We start from the raw sequence: 23,448 nt of genomic DNA on the forward strand, positions 1-23,448 counted from the left end.
TATGAATTACAAAACGATTTATATAGGAGAGCTTATAAAAGAACTTACTCTTGAGAAAGAAATTACGATATCACGTATATGTAATTTTATGGATTGTACAGAAAAAGAAGTAATTCAAATGTATACAATGAAAAGTATGGATACTGATATTCTTTTGAAATGGAGTAAGTTATTAGAGTATGATTTTTTTAGATTGTATTCTCAACATCTCATTTTATACGCTCCTGTAGGAAACATTAATTATAATAAAAATACCAAAAGTAATCAATCGGTATTACCTAGTTTTCGCAAAAATATATATACAAAAGAAGTGATAGATTATATTTTGAATAAAATAGAAAAAGGGAATATGACAAAAAAAGAAGTTATAGAACGATATCGTATTCCGAAAACAACTCTATACAAATGGCTTCATAAATATAACAAATAACATTTTAATTTTTCTACTAATCATTTTTCAAAATGATTAGTAGATTTTAAATTCCAAAAAAATGAATAATAGCATAAATTATAAGGCACTCTATACGGATATAATTAATGATCTTTATCCAGATGAGTTATCGTTATATCAAGATATTTTAAATAAAGAACAATTATCTTTTTTTGATATATCGAAGCTTAATAGATTAATTTTTCTTGACAAGAATCGTAATAATAGTAAGGTTAATCAAAAATTTAAATCATATCAAGAAAAGGATATTTTATTTATTTTAGATTATCAGAAGATAAATAAATTAAACAATACGCAACTAGCTATACATTTCAAATTAAGTAGAAATACTGTAGCAAAATGGAAAAAGAATTATATCTAGTTAGCAAAGAATATGCACTTTATATAATCATTTTTTAGTTAAAAACTTAGTTGTTTTTCAATGTTTGCTTTAATTTTTTATAGTTTTTTGAGCGAGTAATTTTTCCTTTATCTGTAATCAAAAGAGCTGCGTAATCTTTTTGTTGATTGATCAAATTCAATCCTTTTTCTTTTCCTAAAACCATGATAGAAGTGCTAAAACCATTACACATTTCAGCATTTTCTCCGATTACCGTAACGCCAGTTAAGCCCGTTGCAGGAATCCCCGTTTTGGGATTAATAATGTGTGAATAACGGACTCCATCAATCAAAATAAATTTTTCGTAATCACCAGAAGTCGTAACAGCAGCATTTTTCATTGAGAGAATATCCAACATTTTATGTCGATTAAATGGATTTGTAATTCCAATTTTCCAAAGTTCTCCATTCGGTTGATTTCCCCAAGTTGTCATATCACCAGAAGCATCTATTATACCAGCATTAATTCCTAAATTTTGCATAAAAGTTCGTGCTTTTTGTGCTGCATAACCTTTTCCTGTTGATCCAAAACCGATTTTCATTCCAACTTTTTTTAAGAATATTGTTGAATTTTCTTCATCCAAAATAATGTTTTGATAACCAATTTTTTCAATAGCTTTTGAAATTTCTTCCTGAGTTGGAATTTTGTCCATAGAACCATCAAATTTCCATATTTTTTCCATTGCTGCAAAGCTAATGTCAAAAGCACCATCGGTTAGTTCCGAAAAATAAATCGCACGTTTTGTTAAGTCAAAAACTTCTCGATCTACTTTTATGGGTTTTATTCCAGCATTTTGATTGACAAGAGAAACTTGTGAAGTAGGTTTCCAATCAGAAATCAAACTCTCGATTCTGATCATTTCATCAATTGCTTTATTGATGTTTTTTTCAACGGAAATAGAATCGGTGTCAACCAATGTGATTTTGAATTTACTTCCCATTAAAATTGTATCTCTAACTCCAACCGTTTGAGCATTCATCGGAGTTAGAACATACAATAGTATAAAAGTGAATATATTTTTTAGAATGAATTGCATGATGTTTTATTCATTTGTTATTGTGAGTAAATTTTCGTCTAAGTTCTCGATACAATTTTCTTATTCTGTTGAAACGAAAATCATTCGAACTGACGAAAAATTTCGTTTAATCCGTCACTTCGATTGTTTGAGAAATTTCGTTCAATTTTTCATTACTTATTTATGATTTCAGATTATTTTCGTCTAAGTTCTCAATACAATTTTCTTATTCTATCGAAACGAAAACCACTCGAACTGATGAAAAATTTAGTTTAATCCGTTACTTCGAGAGTTTTAAATATTCGTTAAAATTTTTCACTACTTATTTATGATTTCAGATTATTTTCGTCTAAGTTCTCGATACGATTTTCTTATTCTGTCGAAACGAAAATCACTCGAACTGACGAAAAATTTCGTTTAATCCGTCACTTCGAGTGTTTGAAATATTCGTTAGAATTTTTCAAAATTATCGAGAAGTAAGACGGATTTGTTTAAAACTTCTTTTTAGATAAATTAGGTAAATCTTCGAACTGTCCATTTATTAAAGCTTCTTTTTTTGCTTTTGACCATTTTTTTATTTGTTTTTCTTTTTCTATAGCAATTTCAACATTACTAAATGAAGTGTAAAAAATTAATTTCAAAGGTCTTCGATTAAATGTATATGATTTGTAATCATATCCAGCTTGATGTTCTTCGAATCTTTTGAATACGTCATTTGTAATCCCAACATAATATGAATTATCTGAACAAAGTAATATGTAAACAAAAGAAATTTGCATTCTACAATTTACAATAAAAACCGTCATTTTTTAATATTTTCATCTAAGTTCTCGATACAATTTTCTTATTCTGTTGAAACGAAAACCACTCGAACTGATGAAAATTTCGTTTAATCCGTCACTTCGAGTGTTTGAAATATTCGTTAGAATCTTTCAAAATTATCGAAAAATTAGACGGAATAAATTTTAATAACAATCCGTCAAAAATTGTCCGTTTGTTTTGAATTCTTCGAATGATTTCTTCAAATGTTGTTGACAAATTTGTTCCAAAACTTTCTCTACATCATGTTGCATTGTGAGAGCACCACAAATCATAAGAATTCCACCATTTTGTAATGTTTCAGCAAAGAATTTAGCATCACGATTGACTAAATCCATCACATACTGTTTATTTTCTTCACGAGAAAATGCAATGTGAAATTGACTCAAATGATTCGTAAAAATTTGTTTCGTAGCAAATTCTTGATAAGATTTTGTTGTTTCATTATCATGTCTGAAACCACAGTATAAATGCGTTTCAATATTTTTTGAATTCTCATCAATCATCCCAAGAAAAGGTGCAATTCCTGTTCCGTTTGCAATCATCACAACTTTTGAAGCTTTTGGAAATCTAAAGGCTTTATTTTTTACAATTCGAGCTTTAATCGTAGAATTTTGAACCAAATTATATAAATATTGAGAACCTAATCCAAACTCATGCAATTTTACAATTAACTGTAATTTATTATCTACTTTTCCAACTGAATATAAGCGTTCTTTGTGATCACTTTCGGGATAAATTGCTAATAAATCTCCAGATTTGAATTTCTCTTTTACATCTAAAATAACTTTAAATGTAGCATCTTCTTGTGTGATTTTAGTGGTAGAAATAACCTTAACATTTTTCAGTTCTGGTGCTTTTCCAACATACATCGCAGGCGTTGTTGCTAACGGAATATCTGTCGTTTCTTTGTATGCAATGACCCAATTTGTGAATTCTTCTGGCGATTTATCATTTACCGTTTTCAAATTCAATAATCGCGTTGCCCATTTTTGATCATTCAACCATTTGTCAACTTTAATTGCATATCCACAATAATCTGAATATGCTCTTGAGCCAAATCCTACAACCGAAAATTCGATGGATTGGTTTTGTGGAAATTGTGTGATTAATTGTTCAAATTTCTTAGCATTCGCAGGCGCATCACCAATTCCATAAGTTGAGGTAAAAATGATGAGTTGTTTTGCTTTTGGATAAATTTCATATTGATTCATCTGAGCGATGAATGATTTTTTTCCGTTTGCTAAAAATTGTTCTTGAATTTTTGAAGCAAAACCAACAGTTGCACCATTTTCAGAACCAACTAAAAGGATAATTTCAGCTTCGTTAGCTTTATATTTATTTTTGCCAATTTTCGTTTTTGTACGTTTGAACGTAATTACAAATCCTGACCAAATAAAGAATAAAATGTTAAGCGAAGCAATTCCTAAAATCGCAGCCCAAATAACATTAGTGCGACCTGTATGTAAATCGATATTGAATTTTTCTACAATTGCTGAATAAGGATTCAACGATTCTGAAATAATCGCTCCATTTACTTGATTCACCGAAACCGATTTTTTTCTTAAATGAACGATAAATGGTTCTGCTTCATCATCTGGAATAAAAGGAAATTCAATCTTTTCAACACTACTTAATTTCGTGTTTTTGAAGAATTCAATGTCTTTTAAATCTTTTGGTTGTAAATTTTCTTTAGCTTGATGCTCAATTTCTTTTGGTTGACCAACTAAAGGTTCTAATCGCGCTAAGAAAATCAATGTTCCTGTTAATGCAATGATTAAAACTGGAATTAATAACCAACGTCCAGTTACAACATGAAAATATTGTGAAAAGGAGTCTTTGTTAACTTTGGTAAAGAAATTTAGAATTCCTTGTTGACGTTTTACGATTAAGATTAATCCACTTATTGAAATTAACATCAATAAAAAAGAGACGACACCAACAATTGCTCGTCCTGTTTCCTTTAGAAATAATGAACGGTGCAAGGCTGTGACCCAATTGATGAAATCACTTTTTGGAACAATCTCACCAATCTTTTTTCCTGTTGTAGGATCAATGTAAGATTTGATCGAATTTCCATCTTCGTCCATTGCATCAATTGTCACAAAATCATTGTGATCAACTTTTACTTCAATTATTTCAAAATAATGCTCGCGCAAAGTTGGTAAAACTTGCGCGAGTGTTATGTTATCGAAATTTTCTACTTTGTATGCGGGCGATTTTTCGTTTATTGCATCAACAGCCAAAATTACTCCTGTGATAGATAGAATAACTAAAAATGCTGAAGATAAAATTGCAAGACTCAAATGCGCATATCTCCAAATAGATAATGTCATTTTATTGAACTTTTATAAAACGTACGGCTTTAATATAAACTGAACCTTTGATACCTGCTTTGTTGTCTAAATCCGAAGAATTTAATGCAACTTCAGCATCTTTTGCGACGTATTTTTGAGTTTCTACAGCAGATTCAAAACGTAATTTGTATCCTTTATTCAATTTTGCAGTATCAAACTCGATGACACGTGTAGCTCTCGCTCCTCCAGCAACTGAAGCACCTGTAATTCCGTTTAATTTTTCTTTCTTTTTACTATTGAATTTGTGCCATTCTTTTAACGTGTTGTACCACTCGTTATCCGTTCCCAAAACACCTAAAGTTTTTTCGTATTGTCCTTTTGGATTGATTAATGAAATCACTACATAGGCTTCTTTTCCTGTGTAATTATTCATCTGAATCATTGTTTTGTATTTTGTTGTTTGCGCAAAAGTGGCAGTTGCCATTAAGATTACAACTAATCCAACTAATTTTTTGATTAAGTTAAATTTCATCTCCTTCATTATTTTAAAAAGTCAATAGACACATTATTTTTCTTTAAGAATTCGTTTTCTCCAGCCAAATCATAAGCTGTTTCATCAAATTCTGTTTTAATATTTTTTTTCGCTCCAGCAGCAACCAAAGTTTTCAAGATTGCATCATCTTTCGCAATTAAAGCTGCTTTGTGTAACGCTGTATTTCCGTCTTCATCTTGTGCATTAATATTCACACCTAATTCAATCGCTTTCTTCACCAAATTTACATTTCCTTTATCAACAGCGATGTGTAACAAAGTTGCACCTTTGCTTTGAGTAGCTTTAAAATCAACTTTTGCATTTGTTAATAAAGCTTGTTTTTCAGCGAATGATTCATCATTTGGTTTGAAAGAATTGAACCAATAATAAGCCAAATTATTTCCATCTTTATCAACAATATTAGCTTTAGCGCCTTTTTCTAATAATAAAGAAACGATTTGAGATGTTCCAGAAGCAACAGCTTTCGTTAAAGCTGACTCACCATTTTTATTAATCGCATTTACATTATTTGCTTTTGATAAAAATGTATTGATTAAATCTGTGTTTTTTCCTCCAGCAGCAACCATTAATGCAGTGTTTCCTTCTTTATCAGCAATTTTAGCATCAACACCTTTTGATAAGATAAAGTTGATTGTTTCAGAATTTCCTCTGCGAGATAAAGCGTGTAACAATGTTTGTCCGTCTGGATTTAACGCTTTCGGATTTAATTTATATTTTGTAATTAATTCTTGGAAAACTTCTACACCATTTTCTTTTGTTCTCGAACCTTGAGTGGCAAAAAATAAAGCTTGATCTGTAGGTTTTACACCTTTCGCGATTAATTTATCTATGATTGATAAGTTTCCTAATTTAGCTGCATAATCTGCTACAGTACGTCCGTTAGCGTCTTTTTCGCTTAATGATAAACCTTTCGAAATAAAATATTCAGTAACTTTTAAATCATCATCATTTGCAATCGCTTCCATAATTAAGTTAGTCCCATTTTCACCTTTCACTTTTGGATTGGCACCAGCTTTAATTAACGCATCGTAAACCGCTATATTTTGATTTCCAGCACTCGCAGCATACGTAATTACATCGTAACCGTGGCTATCTTTGTAGTGAACATCAGAACCTTTGGCTAATAAATAATTTACCAATTCTAAATTCCCCGCAGCCGCAGCCCATTGAAGATAAATTCTTGAGTGATGCGTTTTTTTATCAATAGAATTTCCTTCTTGTTCAATTAAAAATTTAATCACATTAAAATCTGCTTTGTTGTTAATCGCTATTACAACAGGATCAAAGAAACCACCATTTTGAAAAGAAGGACTATTTCCTTTCGAAATTTCAGTTTTTACAGTTTCTATTGTTGGATTATTTTTCCAAAAACCAGCGTCCATCAACGTATTCGTTTGAGCTTGAATAAATGAAGCGACAAGGATAGCAGCAGAAATGAATAATTTTTTCATATGAATAGAATATATTGTAATGATTATTTAGACTAATTTTAATTTGATTTCAAAAGTATTATTTTTATTTATATTAATTCTAATTAAATCAAATAAATTTGGCTAATTCTGCTAAACATCAGTTTTTTGAAAACAAAAAAGATTGCTAATCTGCAATCTTTTATATTTCTAAACAACTTTATTCTGGTCGTCTTGGACCATTTTCTCTCGATTTCAAAACATTTTCTACATCTTCTAATTTGAAACCTTTGGCTTTTAATAAAATTAAATAATGATACATTAAATCCGCGGCTTCGTTAATAAATAAATCATCGTTGTTGTCTTTGGCTTCAATTACCAATTCAACCGCTTCTTCACCTACTTTTTGCGCAACCTTATTGATTCCTCTTTTGAATAATTTGTTGGTATACGAATCTGGATCGTTGTCTAAATCAATTCTATCGTTAATGGTTTGTTCCAATTCATACACAAATCCGTGGTTAGTTTCTTCTTTAAAACAAGTCGTAGAACCCGTATGACAAGTTGGTCCAAAAGGTTTTGCTTTGATTAAAACTGTATCGTTGTCGCAATCAACCGCAATTGATTTAACCTCTAAGAAGTTTCCTGATTCTTCACCTTTTGTCCATAATCTATTTTTTGAACGAGAATAAAAGGTTACTTTTCCAATTTCTTGGGTTTTGTTAAAAGCTTCTTCGTTCATATAACCTAACATCAAAACTTTGTTGTTAAGATAATTTTGAATAATAACGGGAACTAATCCGTCATTACTTTTATTGAAATCGATGTTCATCGTATCGGAATATTTTGTTCTTTTAAATAATTTTTAAGTTTAGGAATCGGAATTTCACCGAAGTGAAAAATACTTGCAGCCAATCCACCACTTGCTTTGGTTTGGGTAAAAACTTCTGTAAAATGTTCCATTTTTCCAGCCCCTCCAGAAGCTATTACTGGAAGATTTACAGTATCAGCAACTGCTTTTGTGATATCAATTTTGAAACCAGCTTTTGTTCCATCGCCATCCATAGATGTTAACAGAATTTCGCCAGCGCCTAATTCTTCTACTTTTTTGACCCAATCTAGTGTTTCCCATTCGGTTTCAATTTTTCCTCCGCTTACGAAAACTTTTTGTGTTCCGTTGACATCGCGCGTATCTACCGCAACAACGACACATTGTGATCCGAAACGAGCTGCTAAGTAAGCAATTAATTGAGGATTTTTAACAGCAGAAGAATTCACTGAAACTTTATCTGCACCAGCTTTGATAACTGCCGAAGCATCTTCCACCGAATTGATTCCGCCACCAACTGTAAACGGAATATTAATCGCCGAAGCAATTTTCTCCACCATTTCGGCTAAGGTTTTGCGTTTTTCAATCGTAGCTGTGATATCCAAAAACACCAATTCATCAGCGCCTTCTTCTACATATTTTTTTGCCAATTCCACTGGATCTCCCGCATCGCGTAAACCCACGAAATTAACGCCTTTTACCGTTCGTCCATCTTTGATGTCGAGACATGGTATGATTCTTTTTTTCAGCATATTAATAGAATTGCTTTAAATCTTTTAACAGAATACGTCCTTCATAAATAGCTTTTCCCAAAATTGCTCCTTCACAACCTAACTCTTTCACTTTAATTAAATCGTCGATCGAAGAAACACCACCCGAAGCAATTAATTTGACATCCGAAGCTGCTAAAATTTCAGCGTACAATTCGTTTGAAGTTCCTTGTAACATCCCATCTTTCGCAATGTCTGTACAAATCACATAATCAATTCCTTTAGTTTTATATTCTTGAATAAAATCAATGACATCCAATTCTGAAGTTTCTAACCAACCGTGTGTTGCAATTTTTCGATCTTTAGCATCTGCGCCTAAAATAATTTTATCACTTCCATATTGTGAAATCCATTCTTGAAATAATGTTGGGTTTTGAACAGCAATACTTCCACCTGTAATTTGATTTGCACCACATTCAAAAGCAATTCTAATATCATCATTAGCCTTAATTCCACCTCCAAAATCAACTTTTAAATTGGTTTTAGAAGCAATAAATTCTAACGTTTTATAATTAATGATTTGTTTTGATTTAGCTCCATCTAAATCCACCAAGTGCAAATATTCGATACCGTAATCCTCGAATTCTTTTGCTACTTCCAACGGATTTTCGTTGTATATTTTTTTTGTATCGTAATCGCCTTGCGATAATCGAACGCATTTTCCGTCGATAATATCTATAGCTGGGATTATTCTCATTATTCTTTAGTTTTAAGGTGTAAGACATAAGATCTAAGGTGTAACTTCTTACGCCTTACAACTTAAGTCTTAAATTTATTTTAATTCTTTCATGACCTCTTGGATTGCACGCTCCAATTGAGGATCTTTATTTTCTAATCGATCTAAGAATGTATTTTTAATATAAATGTCAGGTTTAACACCAGTTTTTTCTAAATTTTGTCCATCCAAAGTATAAGTTCCCCAACTTGGTAAACGATAAAATGAACCATCAACTAATCCTTTTCCAGAAGTAAAAATGATCCATCGATACGTTTCTTGACCGATGATTTTTCCTAATTTTAAGGCTTTGAATCCTGCGGCTGTCATTTCTGCATCGCTTAATGAGTATTCGTTAATTAATAAAACAATTGGTTTTCCTGACGGTGCAAAGTTCGGTTGAACAGTTAATTGTCCTTCACGATATTTCCATTTCAAATAAGGTCTTTGCGATAAAAAGTTCAAGACTTTATCATGTACATTTCCACCTGTATTGAAACGCAAATCTAAAATGACACCATCTTTTCTATTCTCTTGCTCTACCATGTCTAATAAAAACACATCCAATTCAGAAGTAGACATATTTTTCATGTACGAATAAGCGATTCTATCGTTGCTTAATTTTTTTACACGCTGACGATTTTCATAAATCCATTCATCATATAAAAGCGATTTCAATTCGTTATTTGAAATTGGATGAATCTTCGTCGAAATTGTTTTTCCTTTTCGGTCAAATTCAAGCGTTAATTCTTCTAATTTTTTAGGCGTTGTAAAATAAGTTTCACGATTTTGGTTTTGATCGATTTTTTGCCCATTTACACTCACTAAAATATCACCTTCTTGAACATCAACATTTTTAAGGAAAGCAGGAGATTTTCGTAAGATTTTTTCAACTGTAAAAGGTTGATCTTTTCTGAAAATAATTCCTGTTTCGTTGGTGAAATAATTCAATCTTCGACTCTCTTCTTTTCCGAAAGATGAAAAACCTAAATGCGAAGAATTCAATTCACCTAATAGATCATTTAACAAAATTCTCAAATCATTTCGATTGTTGACATAAGGTAAAAACGTTGCATATTGCTCTTTTTTAGCTTTCCAATCGATTCCGTGAAAATTCTCATCATAGAAATTTTCTTCTACTCCAGCCCAAGCTTCCTCGTACATTTGATTGAATTCTGAAGCTAAGTTTTTATTGAAATTATATTTAATACTAACTTTTTCAGGATTTGTAGAACTAATGCCAAATTTGTAAACAGAATTATCGATTAAAGCATAAAGATTTTTCTCATTTTTTACGATAAAATCAGCGCCTTTGTTGAATATTTTATCTGTTTTATCTTCTTCAAAATCAGTGGTTGTTTTTCTGTATAACTGAAATTTTCCATTTTCTTGATTGGTGTTATAGAATAAAAATTGCTTTTTATCATCCGCAAAAACAAAAGGATTTGTCTGATATCCAAAACGATCTGTTACCAATTCAATTCGTTCCAAGAATCCTTCTGGATTAATAGTTAATGCTTTAAAATCGTTCTTTTCTTCTTTTTTCTCTTTCTTCTCAACCTTTTTTTCTTCGACAAATAAATTATCAAATTTCTCTGATTTATAAGCTTGATCAAACCAATCTAAAGAAGCGAGATAAATACTTGATTCTTGCATTCCTAAAGGATAGGACGGATTTTTTCTATCGCTTGAAAAATAAATATATTTTCCGTCTGGAGACCAAGTAGGATCAGCTTCAGAAACACCAGTATTCGTTAAATTAACAGTTGTATTTTTTTTGATGTTGTGAATAAAAATATCCAACTCGAAATTGCGTTTTGCAGAGAATAACACATATTCATCATTTGGAGAAAAAGATGGTTTCGAATTTTGGAAAGCCCAAATTTCATCTTTAACAATTGTTGATGATTTAAGTGATTTCAAATCTAATAATCTGACTTCATCGCGTCCACTTAAATAAACAGCTTGTGATAAATCATTGTTGAATGTAATGTCTCGATTATTTCTTAAATCAGAAGTTAATTGTTCAACTTTTCCTTTTCCGTCAGCCGAAATTTTAAACCAATTTTGATAACCTTTGTAGGTTTGATTGAAGATTAAATTTTTGTTGTCTTTCAACCATTTTACTTCTAAAACACGTTCTTTTCCATCAGAAATTTGATTGACAAACTTTCCTTCATTATCCGAAACAAAAATAATTCCTCTACTTACAAAAGCCATTTTCTTTCCGTCGGGAGAAATATCAAAATAATCAATATTATTTTCAACTTCAAAATTTTGTTCTTTTTCTAAAGATTTATTCGAATTAACATTAATTATAAGTGGTTTCGATGTTTTTGCTTTTACATCGTAAACAAATAATTGATAATCTTTTTCGAAAACAACTTTTGAACCATCAGCCGAAACAAAAGGTTTTTTAATCGAAGTTTCAAATTTTGTTAACGCTTCTTTTTTACCATTTGCTAATTGATATAAGTTGTATTCGCCATTATTTTCGTCCGAAATAAAATAAATAATTCCGTTTTTATCAACTGTTGGATTAAAATCTTTTCCGTTATAATCGGTATATTGTTTATAACTTTTTGTGGTTGGATTATATCCTAATAAATCTGGATTATTTTCTCCTTTATATCTTTTTCGTGTAACTTGACTTGCACTTTCAGACGAGTTGGTGAAAATATATTCGCCTTGAGGAGTTTCTACTAAACCATTTGTTGTGTTGAAATAATTTGTAAAAAGCGCTTCTGGTGTTTTTCCATCTAAATCAATTTTAAAACTTCCAAATCCATTATTTTGGTTTGATGTAAAATAGATCGATTTACTATCCCAGCTCCAACTTTCGACTTCGTCTTTGGCTTGATGAAACGTCAATTGTTTGATTTGTCCACCATTTATAGGCATTATATAAATATCGTAATTCCCATATTGATTAGAACTAAATGCCAACCATTTTCCATCTGGTGAAACACGAGGATTAATTTCTTCGCCTTCTAAAGCTGTGATTCTTGCTGCATTTCCGCCATTAATATCAGTTGACCAAATATCGCCATCGTAACTAAAATAAACCGTTTTAGCATCTGGACTTAAAGAAGGAGTAGAGGTGAAATACACTTTTTCCTGAGCAGAAACCTGTGAAATTGCAAAAGCACTAAGTAAAGTAAAAACTATTTTTTTCATGTGTGTGAATTTATAATTACTATAAACTTAGAAAGTTTTTTAATATTTGTTCTCCTATTCCTGCAGATTTCTCTGGGTGAAATTGAGTTGCGTAAAAATTATCTTTATTTAAAGCAGCTGAATATTCTAAAATATAGTCTGTTTTCGCGATTGTATATTCTGAATTTTCGCAATAAAAACTGTGTACATAATAAATGTCGGAGTTTTCTTTAACATCATTAAACAAAGGTGTTTTTAAATCATAAATCGTATTCCAGCCCATATGAGGAACAATTTCTGTTGAAGGAAATAATTTCACTTGAATAGGGAAAATTCCTAAACAATCGGTATTTCCTTCTTCCGAATAAGCGCACATTAATTGTTGTCCTAAACATATTCCTAAAGTTGGTTGTTTTAAGTTTTTAATAATTTTATCCAAGCCTTTTTCTTTTAAATAGGTCATTGCGGAACTTGCTTCACCAACTCCAGGGAAAATTACTTTGTCTGCATTTTGCAAGGTTTCAAAATCATCTGTAATTATTGCTTCGTATCCCAAACGAGTTACCGCATTGTACACCGATTTTACATTTCCTGCATTGTATTTTACTATTGCTATCATTTTTTTAGTTCTAAGTTCTAAGTCATAAGGTGTATAAGGAAAAGAAAATCCTTAGAATTTATACCTTAAGACTTAAGTCTACAAAAGTCCTTTTGTTGATGGTAAAATCATTTTTTCTGGATCGCGCTTAACCGCCACTTTTATAGCTTTGGCAAAGGCTTTAAAAATCGCTTCGATTTTGTGATGTTCGTTTGTACCTTCTGCTTTGATGTTTAAGTTTGCTTTTGCTCCGTCTGTAAATGATTTGAAAAAGTGATAGAACATTTCTGTTGGCATTTGACCAATCATTTCCCGTTTAAATTCAGCTTCCCAAACCAACCAATTTCTTCCGCCAAAATCAATCGCTGCTTGTGCTAAACAATCGTCCATCGGTAAAGTGAATCCGTAACGTTCGATGCCTAATTTATTTCCTAAAGCTTGAGTAAAAACTTCGCCCAAAGCAATAGCAGTATCTTCAATAGTGTGATGCTCGTCCACTTCTAAATCTCCATTGACTTTAATTACTAAATCCATTTGTCCATGACGCGCAATTTGATCTAGCATATGATCGAAAAAGTGTAAACCAGTCGAAATATCCGATTTTCCAGTTCCGTCTAAATTCAAATCGATTTTGATCTTTGTTTCATTCGTGTTTCGAACAATTGAAGCCGTGCGATTTTGAAGTTTTAAGAACTCGTAAATTTCTTTCCACGACGTTGTTTTTAAAGCAATCGTTTCATTTAAACCTTCGTTATAGTTGATCTCGTCAGCGCCTAAAGCTTCGTCATTCGCGATAAAAATTCCTTTTCCACCAAGATTTTGAGCTAATTTCACATCTGTTATTCGATCACCAATCACAAACGAATTTACTAAATCGTACTCTGTATTATTGATGTATTTTGTTAATAATGCCGTTCCAGGTTTACGCGTTGGAGCATTTTCGTGGGCAAAAGTTTTATCAATGTAAATATCCTCGAATTTCACCCCTTCATTTTCAAAAGCTTTTACCACGAAATTTTGAATCGGCCAGAATAATTCTTCTGGATTAGCGGGCGTTCCCAAACCGTCTTGGTTCGTAACCATTGCTAATTCGTAATCCAATTCTTTCGCAATTTTACCTAAATAAGTAAATGCTTCAGGATAGAATTCTAGTTTCGAAAAGCTGTCAACTTGGTAGTCGGCTGGCTCCAAGATCATTGTTCCATCTCTATCTATAAAAAGTACACGTTTCAAAGTTATATTATTTTAAGTGTTTGTATTAATTTCTGATTTTCAAGTTCCGTTCCAACTGTGATTCTCAAACAATTTTGACATAAATCATCGTTGTTTCGATTACGAATAACAATTCCTTTTTCAACCAATTGATTGTAACGTTCGTTCGCATTATCTACTTTAATTAAAATGAAATTGGCATCGCTTGGATATATTTTCTCTACAAATGAAATCTCAGTTAAAGCATTTTCTAAAACTTCTTTTTGTTGAATAATAGTATTTGTTACAGCTACCACTTTATCGTAATCGCTTAAAATTTCAATCGCTTTTAATTGCGTTAATTGATTAATATTATAAGGCGGTTTAATCTTGTTTAAAACATCAACAATTTCTTGTGAAGCATACAAAATTCCTAAACGGATTCCGGCCAAACCAACTGCTTTTGACAAAGTTTGTGTGACAATTACATTTGGATAATTTTTTGTTTCTTCAATCCAAGACGTTTCTCTAGCGAAATCAACATAAGCTTCGTCGATAATGACTAAACCATTGAAACGATTTACAATTTCTAAAATAGATTCTCTTTTGATGATTTCTCCAGTTGGATTGTTCGGAGAACACAAGAAAATCATTTTCGTTTTATCATCCACTTTCGAGAAAACATCTTTGATATTCGGTTGAAAATCTTCTTCATTTAATAAAGATTTTCGGTATTCAATTGCATTCAGATTAGCTAAAACTCCGTACATCCCATAAGAAGGAGAAATCGCAATAACATTATCTTGATTCGGTTCGCAAAATGCACGGAAAATTAAATCTAAAACTTCATCACTTCCATTTCCTAATAAAATCTGATTTGCAGGAAAGTTTTTGATTTTACTTAAAATCGATTTTACATTGCGTTGCAAAGGATCTGGATAACGATTCAATCCATTATTGAAGGGATTTTCGTTCGCATCTAAGAAAACGAAATTGTCATTTATTTCTTGAAATTCGTCACGAGCAGATGAATATGCTTTCATCGCTTTTACGTTGGGACGAATGAGATTATTTATATTAAATGAATTCATTTTAGTTATAAGGTTTAAGTTCTAAGACTTAAGATTTTGTTTATTTAATACTTTTGAATTATTCTTTGTGACTTACGCCTTAGATCTTAAGTCTAACAAACGTAGCGTTACCGCATTTTTGTGTGCAAATAATTCTTCGGCTTCGGCCATTAATTCAATAGCTGGACCGATATTTTGAATTCCTTCAGCAGTTAATTTCTGAAACGTGATTTTCTTGATAAAACTATCAAAGGAAACTCCAGAATAATTCTTTGCATAACCATTGGTTGGTAAAGTGTGATTAGTTCCTGATGCATAATCTCCAGCGGATTCGCACGAATAATTTCCTAAGAAAACAGAGCCTGCATTAATAATTTTTTCGATATAACTTTCAGCCGTTTTGCAAGCAAAAATTAGATGTTCTGGTGCATAAATATTAGAAAAATTCACACATTCTTCGATAGAATTTAACACGATTCCTCTCGAATTTTCTAAAGCTTTAGCCGCTAATTCTTTTCTTGGTAGAAGTTCTAATTGAGCATTAATTTCAACAATAGTTTCGTTCAACGTTTGCTCGTTAGTTGTTAATAAAATCACTTGTGAATCTATTCCGTGTTCGGCTTGCGATAATAAATCAGCTGCGACATATTTAGGAACTGAGGTTCCATCTGCAATGACTAAAACTTCACTTGGACCAGCAGGCATATCAATAGCAACTCCAAAATTTTGAGCCACTTGTTTGGCAGCGGTTACATATTGATTTCCCGGTCCAAAAATTTTATCAACTTTTTGTATTGTTTCTGTACCAAAAGTTAACGCACCAATAGCTTGGATTCCGCCAACTTTATAAATCTTCTCAATTCCAATTAAATTTGCTGTATATAAAATTGCAGGGTGAATTTTTCCTTCTTTATTTGGAGGTGTACATAAAATAATATTTTGGCAACCAGCTAATTTAGCAGGAATTCCTAACATTAAAGTTGTAGAAAATAACGGAGCTGTTCCACCTGGAATATAAATTCCAACATTTTCGATACCGCGAGATTCTCTCCAACAATTTACTCCTTTTGTGGTTTCAATAACTTTTACTTCTTCACGTTGTTCAGTGTGAAACTTCTCAATATTAGAAGCTGCTAATTGAATTGCTCCTTTTAATTCTTCAGAAATTAAAGTTTTTGCTTCTTCAATTTCTTGAGTAGAAACTTCTAAAGAAGTTAGCTTAACTTGATCAAATTTTTCTGTAAAATCAATTAAAGCTTGATCTTTCTCGGTTTGAATTTTTCCAAAAATATCTAAAACTATTTCTTGTAAATCTTGTGCTTCTTTCGTTGGTCGAGCTGTTAACGTAGACCAATCTGAAAGTTGAGGTTTGATATATGTTTGCATTTTGTTACGAATTACGATTTTAGAATTACGAATTACGATTCAATCGTAAATTGTAAATCGTCAATCAAAAATTATAAAATCATTTTTTCAATTTCTAGTACTAAAATTCCTTCCGCACCCAAAGCTTTCAATTGCTCGATGATGTCCCAAAAAGTATCTTCTTTAATTACAGTGTGGATTGATGACCAACCTTTTTCGGCAAGTGGTAAAACTGTTGGAGATTTCATTCCGGGTAACAAAGCAATGATTTCTTCTAACTTTTCGTTGGGCGCGTTTAATAAAATATATTTGTTCTCAGAAGATTGTTTTACCGCTTCAATTCTAAATAAAAGACGATCTACAATTGCTTGTTTTTCATTGTCGAGATTTTTGTTAGAAATTAAAACTGCTTGTGATTCAACCACTGTTTCCACTTGTTTCAAACCATTTGTTAATAATGTTGAACCTGTAGAAACGATGTCAAAAATAGCATTTGCCAAACCGATACTTGGAGCAATTTCTACGCTTCCACCAATTTCTTCAATCTTAACGTTGATACCTTTTTCTTGGAAAAATTTTTGTAAAATACGTGGATAAGAAGTGGCAATTTTTTTGTCTTGAAAATAACTTAAATCTGTATAAGCTTCATCTTTCGGAATAGCTAAACAAAGTTTACAACCTGCGAATCCTAATTGACGAATTTGAGTGACATTTTTATCTTTTTCCCAAACTTCATTTTCTCCTAAAATACCGATGTCAGCAACGCCTTGTTCTACATATTGTGAAATATCGTCGTCTCGTAAGAATAAAACTTCGATAGGGAAATTTGGAGATTCGGTTCTTAATTTTCGATTACTTGTAGAAATTTTAATTCCGCAATCTTTCAATAATTCGAGTGATTTTTCACTTAATCGACCACTTTTCTGAATGGCTATTTTTAATTTACTCATTTTTAATGTTTTATATTTTTTAAGTTTGAGTAAATCGATGATTAAATCTTGAAGTAACAAAAAATCCCGTTCGATTTACTCAAACGGGATTTAGATATTGTGATAAAATCATTACATACCACTATCTGCTCGCTTGAGTGCAAGTATGATGGTGATGATGATGTAATTTATTTTTGTACATTTTTACTTTTTTGTCGGAACAAATGTAGAAAGGAAATTTTAATTGACAATAGATTTTTTGAAAATTAGTAAATAAACTTGTTATTAATTATGAAAACCTTATTTTTTTCTATTTTTATCCAAAAGAACTCAAATATTTATTGAGTTTTATTGATTTGATTAATTCTCAATATTTTATAGAAAGTTCGGTTACATCCAAAACTTTCTTTTATTTTTGCAGTAATATATGTTAGAAAAACAAGAAGCACAATACGAAAAAGTAGTTTTAGTTGGATTGATTACACGTGAACAATCCGAAGAAAAACTGACGGAATATATGGACGAATTGGAGTTCTTAGCTTATACAGCTGGAGCGACAGTTGGAGAACGTTTTACACAAAGAATGGACAAACCTGATTCTAAATTCTTTGTAGGAAGCGGGAAATTAGATGAAATCACGGCTTTTGTCGAAGAATATGATATTGATACAGTTATTTTTGATGATGAATTAACGCCTTCTCAGTTGAAAAATATTGAGAAAGTTGTCAACAAAAAAATCATCGACCGTACACAATTGATTTTAGATATTTTTGCTCAACGAGCGCAAACTTCATATGCACGTACGCAGGTAGAATTGGCTCAATACCAATATTTATTACCACGATTAACACGAATGTGGACACACTTAGAGCGTCAACGTGGAGGAATTGGTATGCGTGGTCCTGGTGAAACGGAAATTGAAACGGATAGACGTATTATTCGTGATCGAATTACGTTATTGAAAGAGAAATTGAAAGGAATCGATAAGCAAATGGCGACTCAACGTAAAAATCGAGGAGCATTGGTACGCGTTGCGTTGGTTGGGTACACAAATGTTGGGAAATCAACGTTGATGAATGTCTTATCGAAGTCCGAAGTTTTTGCCGAAAATAAATTATTTGCAACATTAGATACAACGGTTCGAAAAGTGGTAATTGGTAATTTACCTTTCTTATTAACGGATACGGTTGGGTTTATTCGCAAGTTGCCAACACAATTGGTAGAATCGTTTAAATCTACATTAGATGAGGTTCGTGAAGCGGATTTGTTGGTCCATGTTGTGGATATTTCGCATGCGAGTTTTGAGGATCATGTGAATTCTGTGAATCAAATTTTAGCTGAAATAGAGTCGAAAGAAAAACCAACGATTATGGTTTTCAATAAAATTGATAATTTTTCTTATATCAAACAAGATGAAGATGATTTGTCTGAAAAGAAATTTGAAAATTATTCGTTAGAAGATTGGAAACGTACGTGGATGGCGAAAACAGATTATCCGACATTGTTTATTTCGGCAACGGAAAAAGATAATTTAGAAGATTTGCGAAAAACGGTTTATGAAGAAGTGAAAGAAATTCACATGAAACGTTTTCCTTATAATAATTTCCTTTTTCAATATTACGATGAGGAAGAAAATGATTCGGAAGAGTAATAGTTTTAATTTTTAGATTTTTTAAGATTAAAAATTAGAATTAATATAACCATAAATAATAATCCAATTTGAATATAAAGACCCATTGAATTTTCAGGAAAATTATTATACAACTTTATAAGACCATTGATTATTATAATCAGGAAGAAGAAGAATATTAGAGGCTTGTGTTTGAAATTCATAAATGTAAGTTTGCATTAAAGTTATTAAATTTATATTTAATATTTTAAAATAAATAAGAGTTCAGTTTTTGGACTCTTTTTTTGTTAACTTCAAAATCTAATTGATAAAATATGATAGAGCAATTAAAATCAACTTTACAAGATTTAGCGGACGATGATAAAGCGAAGATTATGATGCGTTTTTTCAAAACTGGAAAAGGAGAATATGGTGAAGGAGATATTCTTCTTGGGATTTCTGTTCCGAATCAACGTTTGATTGCGAAAGAATTTTATCAACAAGTTTCATTAAATGACATCAAAAATTTATTGAATTCCAATATTCACGAATATAGATTAACAGCTTTATTGATATTGGTCTTGAAGTACGAAAAATCAAAAGATGAACTTGTAAGAAAAGATATCATCGATTTTTATCTTGCTCAAACTTCTCAAATCAACAATTGGGATTTGGTTGACACAAGTTGTTATAAAATTTTGGGACATTATTGTTTTCATCAAAAACGAGAAGAATTGCTTTTTGAATTGGCAGATTCAGATGATTTGTGGGAAAAACGAATCGCAACTGTATCAACTATGTATTTTATCAAACAAAAATCATTTTCAATTGTTCCTGAAATTGTGTTGAAAAATCTTAATCATTCACACGATTTAATGCATAAAGCAAATGGTTGGATGTTGCGTGAAATGGGAAAAATGAATGAAGAAAAGTTGATTGAGTTTTTGGACGAATATACGTTGCAAATGCCAAGAACAACGTTGAGATATGCGCTCGAAAAAATTGATCCAATTCTCAAAGATTATTATATGAAATTGAAATAGTTTGCATAAAAAAGTCGCTCAACGAGCGACTTTTGATTTTATATCAAGAATAAATTCTTACAAAATAACATGACCTAATTTCGTCAACTTTTGATGATCTAAAACTTTTATTTTTCTTCCTTCAACTTCGATTAATTCATCAGTTTTGAATTCAGAAATCAAACGAATTGCAGATTCTGTCGCTGTTCCAATCAAATTTGCCATTTCTTCGCGTGTCAACGAAATGTTGATAAATCCGTCTTTGTCTGTTCCTAATTTTCCTTCTAATAAAATTAAAACTTCAGCCAAACGTTCGCGAACTGTTTTTTGTGCTAAATAAGTGATTGTTCTTGCATATTCTCCCAAATCTTTTGCAATTCTTTGTAAAATATTGAAAGCTAATTTTGGATTAACTTCTAATAATTTTAAGAAGAATTTTTCTGGAATATAATATATTTCAACTGGCGTCATTGCAGTTGCAGATGCACCAAAAACTTCTTGACTTAAGATTGAGCGATAACCGATAATGTCACCTTCGTTGATAAAACGTAGAATTTGCTCTTTTCCATTAAAACCAATTTTGAACAACTTAGCAGTTCCTTTCATGACGCAATATATACCTTTTGGTGTATGACCTTCTTGTATAATTTCGTCTCCTTTTTTTAGGTTGATGATTTTCTTTTCTTGCTCAAACTCCAATAATTCTTCCTTACTAAAAACCCCGAAAGACTCTGGGTTATCAAACATCGCTTTAATCGATACTACATTCTCATTAAACTCTGACATATCTTGTTGTTATGACTTAATTCATACAAAGTTAACGTTAATTCTGATAAAAGGAAAGTAATTTTGTAAAATAGTATGGAAGAGAATTGTTTTCACTGTGGTCAACGAATTGAAGAAGAGGTTATTCAGTTCGATGAAAAGGATTTTTGTTGTCAGGGTTGTAAAACGGTTTACGAGATTTTAAACGTAAATAATCTAAAAGATTATTACGACCTTAATCGTAATGCAGGTTTGCGTCCTGATGGAAAAAGTAATCATCAATTTGATTTCTTAAACACAAAAGAAATCTTTGATAAAGTTGTCGATTTTTCAGATGACGGCGTTACAGTTGTCTCCTTTTACGTGCCTGTAATGCACTGTACTTCGTGTGTTTGGTTGTTAGAAAGTTTGGATACGATTAATCCAAATATTATATCTTCTAATGTCAATTTTACGCAAAAAACTGTTCAGATTACGTATCGTGATGCGGATTTGAAATTAGGTGATTTGGCAAGATTTATTACAAATTTAGGCTATAAACCTTCGATTAATCTAAAAACATTAGACAAAAAGAAAAAAAGTAAAGTCGATCGTTCTTTGGTGAGCAAATTGGTAATTGCAGGATTCTGTTTTGGGAATATTATGCTTTTATCGTTTCCAGAATATGTCGAAGTTTTTGGTAATGTAAAAGAACAATGGTTAGATCAAAACAAAGGATATTTCCGTTGGACAATGTTCGCGTTATCGTTGCCTGTTTTCTTTTATTCATCTACCGATTATTTTGTTTCGGCTTGGCAAGGTCTGAAAAATAAATATATCAATATCGATGTACCTATTGCGTTAGGAATTATTGTGATTATGTTCAAATCGACCTATGATATCATTTTCGATATTTCGCCAGGTTACTTTGATACATTAGCGATGCTTCTATTTTTGATGTTGACAGGGAAATGGTTTCAGCAACAAACAATGCAAGCGTTGGCATTTGATCGAGATTACAAATCGTTTTATCCAATTGCAGTTGCGAAATTAGAAAATGGTTACGAACAACCAATTTTGTTAGCTGATTTGAAAAAAGGTGATCGAATTTTAATTAGAAATGAAGAAATTATTCCAGCCGATGCTATTTTGATGAAAGGTGAAGCGATGATTGATAACTCGTTTGTGACGGGAGAATCTCGCTTGATTCAGAAAAAAGCTGGAGATAAAATATTTGCTGGAGGAAAACAATCTGGTCATGCAATTGAGTTGGAAATTATTTCGGATGTTAATCAAAGTTATTTAACCCAATTATGGAACAATGATGCTTTCCAGAAAGAAGAATCTGAGTTGAATGCTTTGACGAATAAAATCAGTCATTATTTCACATTAATCATCCTTATTATTACAGCAATTTCTGCTGTTTATTGGTATTTCCACGATTCTTCAAAAATATTAGAAGTTGTTACATCAATCTTAATTATCGCTTGCCCTTGTGCGTTAGGTTTGTCTTCTCCGTTTATTTTGGGACACATGATGCGTATTTTCGGTAATAAGAAATTCTATGTAAAAAATACATCTACAGTCGAAAGAATGGAAAAAATTACAGATGTAGTTTTTGATAAAACTGGTACAATTACGGAAAGTGATGAAGCGCAAGTGCAATATGAAGGGAAAGAACTTTCTGAGTATCAAAAGCAATTGGTGAAAGCATTGATTAGAAACTCTAATCACCCGTTAAGTCGTACATTATATAAGAAGTTGACGGTTGATGATCATTTACCGATTTCTAATTACGAAGAGATTGTAGGTAAAGGTCAGCAAGCTGATGTAGATGGATATCAAATAAAAGTTGGTTCGAGAAGTTTTACGAATGCTATTTTTAATGAAAATACTTTAAATCAATCTCAAGTATTTATATCAATTAATGAAGAAGTTTTTGGTAAATTTGTTTACACCAATCGATATAGAAAAGGTTTAGATCGTTTATTGAAAGAATTGGATGCTTATCAGTTACACGTTTTGTCTGGGGATAATGATTCTGAAAAAGAATATTTAGAAACTATTTTTCCAACAAATGCAAAATTGATTTTTAATCAATCGCCAACTGATAAGTTAGAATACATCAAACAATTGGAACAAGATGGGAAGAAAGTGATGATGCTTGGAGATGGATTGAATGATGCTGGAGCTTTGAAACAAAGTACAGTTGGAATCTCTATTTCTGAGGATATTAACAGTTTTTCACCTTCGTGTGATGGAATTTTGGATGCAAAAAGTTTTTCTGCAATTCCAAATTTCTTAAAGTTATCGAAGACTACGATGAAATTTGTAAAAATTGCTTTTTTCATCAGTTTCTTGTATAATATTGTTGGGCTTAGTTTTGCTGTTTCTGGTTATTTACAGCCAGTTGTAGCGGCTATATTAATGCCAATAAGTTCTATTTCAGTGTTAATTTTTGCAACGGCAAGTACCCGAATTGCGGATAAATTAACAAAATGGAATTTAGATTGATTTTAAATTAGAG

General features: G+C 31.4%; 20 protein-coding genes. 5 read left to right on the plus strand and 15 right to left on the minus strand.

Annotation, left to right across the window (positions count from 1 at the left end):
- Position 1 precedes the first annotated feature (1 nt).
- Entirely contained in the window at positions 2-430 is a 429-nt protein-coding gene (locus B2217_RS13930) for a transposase (protein WP_180905322.1), read from the plus strand.
- Positions 431-491: 61 nt separating this feature from the next.
- Positions 492-812 carry a helix-turn-helix domain-containing protein gene (locus tag B2217_RS13935; RefSeq protein ID WP_180905321.1) on the plus strand — a complete coding sequence of 107 codons (321 nt, stop codon included), beginning with the start codon at positions 492-494 and terminating at the stop codon, positions 810-812.
- 46 nt (positions 813-858) lie between these two features.
- On the opposite strand, the gene B2217_RS13940 is transcribed toward B2217_RS13935, so the two are convergent.
- From B2217_RS13940 to hisG, 14 genes are all read right to left on the minus strand, one after another.
- Positions 859-1,866 carry an FAD:protein FMN transferase gene (locus B2217_RS13940; RefSeq protein ID WP_180905320.1) on the minus strand — a complete coding sequence of 336 codons (1,008 nt, stop codon included), beginning with the start codon at positions 1,864-1,866 and terminating at the stop codon, positions 859-861.
- Positions 1,867-2,336: 470 nt separating this feature from the next.
- Positions 2,337-2,624 (minus strand): GIY-YIG nuclease family protein, encoded by a 288-nt coding sequence (locus B2217_RS13945; RefSeq protein WP_180906875.1) that lies wholly within the window; start codon positions 2,622-2,624, stop codon positions 2,337-2,339.
- A 186-nt stretch (positions 2,625-2,810) separates the two neighbouring features.
- Positions 2,811-5,000: a PepSY domain-containing protein gene (locus B2217_RS13950; RefSeq protein ID WP_291122909.1), complete on the minus strand. Its 2,190-nt coding sequence runs from the start codon at positions 4,998-5,000 to the stop codon at positions 2,811-2,813.
- Position 5,001: 1 nt separating this feature from the next.
- Positions 5,002-5,493, minus strand: a complete 492-nt coding sequence (locus B2217_RS13955) for a DUF2271 domain-containing protein (protein ID WP_125349871.1) — start codon at positions 5,491-5,493, stop codon at positions 5,002-5,004.
- A gap of 8 nt (positions 5,494-5,501) precedes the next feature.
- Positions 5,502-6,965: an ankyrin repeat domain-containing protein gene (locus B2217_RS13960; RefSeq protein WP_291122911.1), complete on the minus strand. Its 1,464-nt coding sequence runs from the start codon at positions 6,963-6,965 to the stop codon at positions 5,502-5,504.
- 178 nt (positions 6,966-7,143) lie between these two features.
- On the minus strand, positions 7,144-7,755 hold the full coding sequence (gene hisIE, locus B2217_RS13965; protein ID WP_291122913.1) for a bifunctional phosphoribosyl-AMP cyclohydrolase/phosphoribosyl-ATP diphosphatase HisIE: 612 nt from the start codon (positions 7,753-7,755) through the stop codon (positions 7,144-7,146).
- The gene (gene hisF / locus B2217_RS13970) at positions 7,752-8,504 is read right to left on the minus strand and encodes an imidazole glycerol phosphate synthase subunit HisF (RefSeq protein WP_291122915.1); all 753 of its coding nucleotides are present in this window, start codon (positions 8,502-8,504) and stop codon (positions 7,752-7,754) included. The genes hisIE and hisF overlap by 4 nt, the downstream gene beginning before the upstream one ends.
- Before the next feature lies 1 nt (position 8,505).
- On the minus strand, positions 8,506-9,219 hold the full coding sequence (hisA, locus tag B2217_RS13975) for a 1-(5-phosphoribosyl)-5-[(5-phosphoribosylamino)methylideneamino]imidazole-4-carboxamide isomerase (RefSeq protein WP_291122917.1): 714 nt from the start codon (positions 9,217-9,219) through the stop codon (positions 8,506-8,508).
- Between the two features lie 75 nt (positions 9,220-9,294).
- Positions 9,295-12,414: a S41 family peptidase gene (locus tag B2217_RS13980; protein ID WP_291122920.1), complete on the minus strand. Its 3,120-nt coding sequence runs from the start codon at positions 12,412-12,414 to the stop codon at positions 9,295-9,297.
- A gap of 19 nt (positions 12,415-12,433) precedes the next feature.
- Positions 12,434-13,012: an imidazole glycerol phosphate synthase subunit HisH gene (hisH, locus tag B2217_RS13985; RefSeq protein WP_180905311.1), complete on the minus strand. Its 579-nt coding sequence runs from the start codon at positions 13,010-13,012 to the stop codon at positions 12,434-12,436.
- 78 nt (positions 13,013-13,090) lie between these two features.
- A complete protein-coding gene (hisB, locus tag B2217_RS13990) occupies positions 13,091-14,224 on the minus strand; it encodes a bifunctional histidinol-phosphatase/imidazoleglycerol-phosphate dehydratase HisB (protein ID WP_180905310.1) in 1,134 nt (377 codons plus the stop codon).
- A 2-nt stretch (positions 14,225-14,226) separates the two neighbouring features.
- Positions 14,227-15,273, minus strand: a complete 1,047-nt coding sequence (gene hisC, locus B2217_RS13995; protein ID WP_180905309.1) for a histidinol-phosphate transaminase — start codon at positions 15,271-15,273, stop codon at positions 14,227-14,229.
- Between the two features lie 72 nt (positions 15,274-15,345).
- Positions 15,346-16,638 carry a histidinol dehydrogenase gene (gene hisD, locus B2217_RS14000; protein WP_291122922.1) on the minus strand — a complete coding sequence of 431 codons (1,293 nt, stop codon included), beginning with the start codon at positions 16,636-16,638 and terminating at the stop codon, positions 15,346-15,348.
- Positions 16,639-16,709: 71 nt separating this feature from the next.
- Positions 16,710-17,567 (minus strand): ATP phosphoribosyltransferase, encoded by an 858-nt coding sequence (hisG, locus tag B2217_RS14005; protein WP_125349882.1) that lies wholly within the window; start codon positions 17,565-17,567, stop codon positions 16,710-16,712.
- A gap of 406 nt (positions 17,568-17,973) precedes the next feature.
- On the opposite strand from hisG, the gene hflX reads away from it, so the two are divergent.
- Both hflX and B2217_RS14015 read left to right on the plus strand, forming a co-directional pair.
- Positions 17,974-19,197: a GTPase HflX gene (hflX, locus tag B2217_RS14010; protein WP_221854272.1), complete on the plus strand. Its 1,224-nt coding sequence runs from the start codon at positions 17,974-17,976 to the stop codon at positions 19,195-19,197.
- A gap of 293 nt (positions 19,198-19,490) precedes the next feature.
- Positions 19,491-20,198, plus strand: a complete 708-nt coding sequence (locus B2217_RS14015) for a DNA alkylation repair protein (protein WP_291049709.1) — start codon at positions 19,491-19,493, stop codon at positions 20,196-20,198.
- A gap of 57 nt (positions 20,199-20,255) precedes the next feature.
- Here the strand turns inward: B2217_RS14015 and B2217_RS14020 are convergent, their stop codons facing one another.
- Positions 20,256-20,963: a Crp/Fnr family transcriptional regulator gene (locus B2217_RS14020; RefSeq protein ID WP_125349884.1), complete on the minus strand. Its 708-nt coding sequence runs from the start codon at positions 20,961-20,963 to the stop codon at positions 20,256-20,258.
- 75 nt (positions 20,964-21,038) lie between these two features.
- Here B2217_RS14020 and B2217_RS14025 point away from each other — a divergent pair, with 75 nt between their 5' ends.
- Positions 21,039-23,435: a heavy metal translocating P-type ATPase gene (locus B2217_RS14025; RefSeq protein ID WP_180905303.1), complete on the plus strand. Its 2,397-nt coding sequence runs from the start codon at positions 21,039-21,041 to the stop codon at positions 23,433-23,435.
- The last annotated feature ends 13 nt before the right edge of the window (positions 23,436-23,448 follow it).

The sequence above is a fragment of the Empedobacter sp. UBA7620 genome, assembly GCF_002484185.1.
In the GTDB taxonomy this organism is placed as follows: domain Bacteria; phylum Bacteroidota; class Bacteroidia; order Flavobacteriales; family Weeksellaceae; genus Empedobacter; species Empedobacter falsenii_C.